Here is a 6,056-nt window from a genome sequence, read left to right as displayed (position 1 = left end):
GGCACCCGGTCCGACGGCCCATCCGCCGGCACAGGAGGCAGCACGGCCGTCTCGTCGGCCGCACCCGGCGGCACGGGAGGGAGTACCGCGGTCTCGTCGGCCGCACCAGGCGGCACAGGAGGCAGCACCGCGGTCTCGTCCGCCGCACCCGGAGGCACCGGAGGCTGCGGCAGCTCGGCCGTCACCTCGGCATCGGAGGTGGACCCACCGGAAGTCCCACCTGCGGGCGCGTCCTCGTCGCCCTTCTCCACGGGCACCCGAGGCAGCACGGCCGTCTCGTCCACCGGGCCGCCGGAGGCGTTCGTCGGTGTCACCACAGGCGTGGGCACGGTCGCCGCGTCCATCCCCACGGCAGGAGTGGCCGCCTGCTTGGGCCCCGCCTCCGCCGCCAGGGCCGCGGCCTCGGCGAGCCGCCGGGCCTCCTCCGCCCTCAGCAGCGCCTCCTCGGCCTTGCGCTGCTTCTCCAGCCGCTGCTCCTCGGCCTCGGCACGCAGTCGCGCCTCCTCCTCGGCCCGTTTGCGGGCGGCCTCCTCCTGGGCCCTGCGCCGTGCCTCTTCCTCCGCGCGTGCCTTCTCCTCGGCGAGGAGCCGTACCCGCTCCTCCTCGGCCCGCCTGTGCGCTTCCTCGGCCCGCAGCCGGGCCTCCTCCGCCTGGCGTTCCGCCTCGCGACGCTGGGCCTCCTCCAGCTCGCGCCGCTTGCGCTCCTCCTCCTCGGCCTTCAACCGGGCGAGCTGCTCCTGGCGCTCCCGCTCCAGGCGCTCCTCCTCGGCCTTGCGCGCGGCCTCCTCCTCGGCCTTGCGCCGCGCCTCCTCCTCGGCCTTGCGGCGGGCCTCCTCCTGCTCCCGGATCTCCTGCTCGGACAGCGGCAGCACCTGGTCGAGGCGATGGCGTACGACGGTCGTGACGGCCTCGGGCTCCTGCCCGGCGTCCACCACCAGGTACCGTCCGGGGTCGGCGGCGGCCAGCGTGAGGAATCCGGAGCGCACGCGCGCGTGGAACTCCGCCGGCTCCGACTCCAGCCGGTCCGGCGCCTCGGTGAACCGCTCACGGGCGATCTCCGGGGACACGTCCAGCAGAACGGTCAGATGCGGCACCAGACCGTCCGTCGCCCAGCGGTTGATGCGGGCGATCTCGGTCGGGGACAGGTCGCGCCCGGCGCCCTGGTACGCCACCGAGGAGTCGATGTACCGGTCGGAGATCACGACCGCGCCGCGCTCCAGCGCGGGCCTGACCACGGTGTCCACGTGCTCCGCGCGGTCCGCCGCGTACAGCAGCGCCTCCGCGCGGTGCGAGAGCCCGGTGCTCGACACGTCCAGCAGGATCGACCGCAGCCGCTTGCCCACCGGGGTCGCCCCCGGCTCGCGCGTCAGCACGACCTCGTGGCCCTTGGCCCTGATCCACTCGGCGAGCGCCTCGGCCTGGGTGGACTTCCCGGCCCCGTCGCCGCCTTCCAGGGCGATGAAGAAACCTGAATCGGCGGGCACCGTCTCGGGGTCGTCGCCGCCGAGGAGCGCGTCCCGCAGGTCGTGCCTGAGGGGTACGCCGGACCGGTCGTCGATCTTGGCGAGCACGAGCGCGGCCACCGGCAGCAGAAGCGCGCCGACCAGTATCAGGGTGAACGCGGCGCCGCCGTGCGCGAACACGAACTTGCCGTTCTCCAGCCGGTGCGGTCCGATCCCCGCGGCCACGACAGGGGCGACCAGCGCGCCGAACGCCACAGCGACCCGCACGACCGCGTGCAGATGCTCGGTGGTCCGCGTCCGCCGGTACTCCTCGGTCTCCTGGTCGAGCAGGGTGTGCCCGGTGTTGGCGGCCACGCCCGCGCCGACACCGGCCAGCACGTCGATCAGCAGCACGGTGGTGACGTCCGGGACGAGTCCGGCGGCCAGCAGGGCGATACCGGTGAAGGCGATCGCCAGGGCGAGCAGCCGGCGCCGCGAGAGCGAGACCAGCACCTTGGGGGCCGTACGGACACCGATCACGACGCCGCCGGTCAGCGCGAGCACCATCAGCCCGTACATCACCGGGCCGCCGCCCAGCTCCTTGGCGTGCAGCACGGCGACGGCCACCGCGGCCGCGATCGCCCCCGCGACGGCCGCGCAGGCCGGCACCAGCAGCGGGATCGCGCCGGTACGGCCCTTGTCGACGCCGGTGCCCGTCTTGGGACGGCGCAGCCCCTCCAGCGGCGAACGCGCGCGTGGGGTGCGGGTGTCGGGCAGTTCCAGGAAGGTCAGCAGGGACAGGGACGCGGCGAAGAGCCCGGCCGCGACATACGACGCGAGGGCCGCCTGGTGCTGGCCGAACCAGTCGATGCCGGAGCCCAGCAGGTTGTTGAGCAGGCCCGCGACGACAAGAGCGGCACCGGCCAGCGGGATCGCCACGACGGTCGTCCGCAGCGACAGGCGGCGCAACGCGTCCAGGTGGTCCGGCAGCGGTCGTACCGTCGCCCCCTCCGGAGGAGGAGCCGGCAGCAGGGCGGGCGCCGCGCTCTCGCGGCACACGGTCCAGAAGCGCTCGGCGACCCCGGTCACGAAGACGGTCACCAGGAGCATCGCGAGGGAGTTGTCGGGCGTCCAGTCGATCCACAGGGGCGCGACCATCAGCAGCGCGAGCCTGACTCCGTCCGCGCCGACCATGGTCCAGCGGCGGTCGAGCGGCCCCTCGTGCGAGGTGAGCGAGGTCAACGGGCCGAGCAGGACGGCGCCGAAGAGCAGCGTCGCCAGGATGCGCGTACCGAAGACGGTCGCCACTGCGAACGCGACGCCCCGGTAGCCGCCGCCGAAGGAGCCCTCGGCGATCGCCGCCTGAAGGGCCAGCAGCACCAGCACGAGGAGGGCGAGGGTGTCACCGATCCCGCCGACGAGCTGGGCGCTCCACAGGCGTTTGAGCTGGGGCCTGCGCAGCAGGGCGCGGACGGCGCGCTCGCGGGAGTCCGCGACCAGGGCGTCGTCGGGGGCCGGGTCAGGGGCCGTTGGCTGCTCCGCACGGGTCATGCATTCAGCCTATCGGGAGCCACCGACAGCCCGGAGAGTGCGTCCTGACGTGAGCACGTCCCGACACCAAAGTGATGCCGGGACGTTCGCATTGCGAAGCTTCCGTGGAGGAACCCGAGGAACCCGACCCGGAACGGGGCCGAACGACGGAGCCGAACATCGGGGCCGAACGATGGAGCCGAACTCAGTCCTCGGACGCCGCCTTCGACGCCGTCGCCTTCTTCGCGGTGGTCGTCTTCTTGGCGGTCGTCTTCTTCGCGGCCGTCGTGGTCTTCTTCGCCGCGGTCTTCTTGGCGGGTGTCGCCTTCTTGGCCGGGGCCTTCTTCGCGGGCGCCTTCTTCGCCGTCTTCTTGGCGGGGCTCTTCGCCCGCTTCTCGGCGAGGAGTTCGTAGCCGCGCTCGGGGGTGATCTCCTCGACGCTGTCGCCGGAGCGCAGGGTCGCGTTGGTCTCCCCGTCGGTGACGTACGGCCCGAAGCGGCCGTCCTTGACCACGACCGGCTTCTCGCTGACCGGGTCGGTGCCCAGCTCCTTCAGCGGCGGCTTGGCGGCCGCGCGGCCACGCTGCTTGGGCTGGGAGTAGATCTCCAGCGCTTCTTCCAGCGTGATCGTGAAGAGCTGGTCCTCGGTCTGCAGCGACCGGGAGTCCGTGCCCTTCTTCAGGTACGGGCCGTAGCGGCCGTTCTGCGCGGTGATCTCCTGGCCCTCGGCGTCCTTGCCGACGACACGCGGCAGCGACATCAGCTTCAGGGCGTCCTCGAGGGTCACCGTGTCCAGCGACATCGACTTGAACAGCGAGGCCGTACGCGGCTTCACGGCGTTCTTGCCGGTCTTCGGGGTGCCCTCGGGGAGCACCTCGGTGACGTACGGGCCGTAGCGGCCATCCCGGGCGATGATCTGGTGGCCCGTCACCGGGTCGGCGCCGAGTTCGAAGTCACCGCTCGGCTTGGCGAGCAGCTCCTCCGCGAGCTCGACGGACAGCTCGTCCGGCGCCAGGTCCTCGGGCACGTCGGCCCGCTGGTGGTTCTCGGAGTCCTTCTCGCCGCGCTCGATGTACGGGCCGTAGCGGCCCACCCTGAGCACGATGTCGTTGCCCACCGGGAACGAGGAGACCTCCCGCGCGTCGATCGCGCCCAGGTCGGTCACCAGTTCCTTGAGGCCGCCGAGATGGTCCCCGTCGCCGTTGCCGGCGTCGGCCGCGCCTCCCGTGGTGGAGCCGCTGTTCGGCGATGTCTCACCGAAGTAGAAGCGCCTCAGCCACGGCACGGACTGCGCCTGACCGGCCGCGATGCGGTCGAGGTCGTCCTCCATCCGGGCGGTGAAGTCGTAGTCGACGAGCCGGCCGAAGTGCTTCTCCAGGAGGTTGACCACGGCGAAGGACAGGAAGGACGGCACAAGTGCCGTGCCCTTCTTGAAGACATAGCCGCGGTCGAGGATCGTGCCGATGATCGACGCGTACGTCGAGGGGCGGCCGATCTCGCGCTCTTCGAGCTCCTTGACCAGGCTGGCCTCGGTGTAGCGGGCCGGGGGCTTGGTGGCGTGCCCGTCGACCGTGATCTCCTCGGCGCTCAGGGCGTCGCCCTCGGCGACCTGGGGCAGTCGGCGCTCGCGGTCGTCCAGCTCGGCGTTCGGGTCGTCGGCGCCCTCGACGTAGGCCTTGAGGAAGCCGTGGAAGGTGATCGTCTTGCCGGAGGCGCTGAACTCGACGTCCCGGCCGTCGGCGGCGGTGCCACCGATCTTCACGGTCACGCTGTTGCCGGTCGCGTCCTTCATCTGCGAGGCGACGGTGCGCTTCCAGATCAGCTCGTAGAGCCTGAACTGGTCGCCGGTCAGACCGGTCTCGGCCGGCGTGCGGAAACGATCGCCCGAGGGACGGATCGCCTCGTGCGCCTCCTGCGCGTTCTTGACCTTGCCGGCGTAGGTGCGCGGCGACGAGGGCAGGTAGTCGGCGCCGTACAACTGCGTGACCTGGGCGCGGGCCGCGTTGATGGCGGTGTCGCTGAGGGTCGTGGAGTCCGTACGCATGTAGGTGATGAAGCCGTTCTCGTACAGCTTCTGGGCCACCTGCATGGTCGCCTTCGCGCCGAAGCCGAGCTTGCGCGAGGCCTCCTGCTGGAGGGTCGTCGTACGGAACGGGGCGTACGGCGAGCGGCGGTACGGCTTCGACTCGACCGAGCGGACCGCGAACCGGGTCTGCTCCAGGGCGGCGGCCAGGGCGCGGGCGTTCGCCTCGTCGAGGTGGAGGGTGTTCGCGCTCTTCAGTTGTCCCAGGGAGTCGAAGTCGCGGCCCTGCGCGACCCGCCTGCCGTCGACGGTCTGGAGGCGGGCGACCAGCGACGACGGGTCCGAGGAGTCCCCCGCGCGGCCGGTCGCGAAGGTGCCCGTCAGGTCCCAGTACTCAGCAGAACGAAACGCGATGCGCTCGCGTTCCCGCTCGACGACGAGCCGGGTGGCGACCGACTGGACACGGCCGGCCGACAGGCGCGGCATGACCTTCTTCCACAGGACCGGCGAGACCTCGTAGCCATAGAGGCGGTCGAGGATGCGACGGGTCTCCTGGGCGTCGACCAGCTTCTGGTTCAACTCGCGCGGGTTGGCTACGGCGGCCTGGATCGCGGCCTTGGTGATCTCGTGGAAGACCATCCGCTTGACCGGGACCTTGGGCTTGAGCACCTCCTGGAGATGCCACGCGATGGCCTCGCCCTCGCGGTCCTCATCGGTGGCGAGGAAGAGCTCGTCGGAGTCCTTCAGCAGGTCCTTGAGCTTCTTGACCTGGGCCCGCTTGTCGGCGTTGACGACATAGATGGGCTCGAAGTCGTGCTCGACGTCCACGCCGAGGCGGCGGACCTCGCCGGTGTACTTCTCGGGCACTTCGGCGGCGCCGCTGGGGAGGTCGCGGATGTGCCCGACGCTCGCCTCGACGACGTATCCGGGGCCCAGATAGCCCTTGATCGTCTTCGCCTTGGCAGGCGACTCGACGATGACGAGTCGGCGGCCGCCCTGTGCGGGGTCGCTGGTCGGGGACAACTTCGCTCTTCTCTCCGGTCGACACTGGGGGTCTCCCC

Annotated in this window: 2 protein-coding genes; both read right to left on the bottom strand. The window is 71.5% G+C overall.

What is annotated here, in order from left to right:
* Positions 1 to 2,993: dTMP kinase (tmk, locus tag ACFVYN_RS23375; protein WP_390001477.1), on the bottom strand; the 2,993-nt coding region annotated here is incomplete at its 3' end.
* A 184-nt stretch (positions 2,994 to 3,177) separates the two neighbouring features.
* The gene (gene topA / locus ACFVYN_RS23370; RefSeq protein ID WP_390001475.1) at positions 3,178 to 6,018 is read right to left on the bottom strand and encodes a type I DNA topoisomerase; all 2,841 of its coding nucleotides are present in this window, start codon (positions 6,016 to 6,018) and stop codon (positions 3,178 to 3,180) included.
* Between the last annotated feature and the right edge of the window lie 38 nt (positions 6,019 to 6,056).

It is taken from the genome of Streptomyces sp. NPDC058307, assembly GCF_042880295.1.
Lineage (GTDB): Bacteria > Actinomycetota > Actinomycetes > Streptomycetales > Streptomycetaceae > Streptomyces.
The sequence above is the reverse complement of the archived record's forward strand: the minus strand, read 5'-3'. Positions and strand labels throughout refer to the sequence as shown.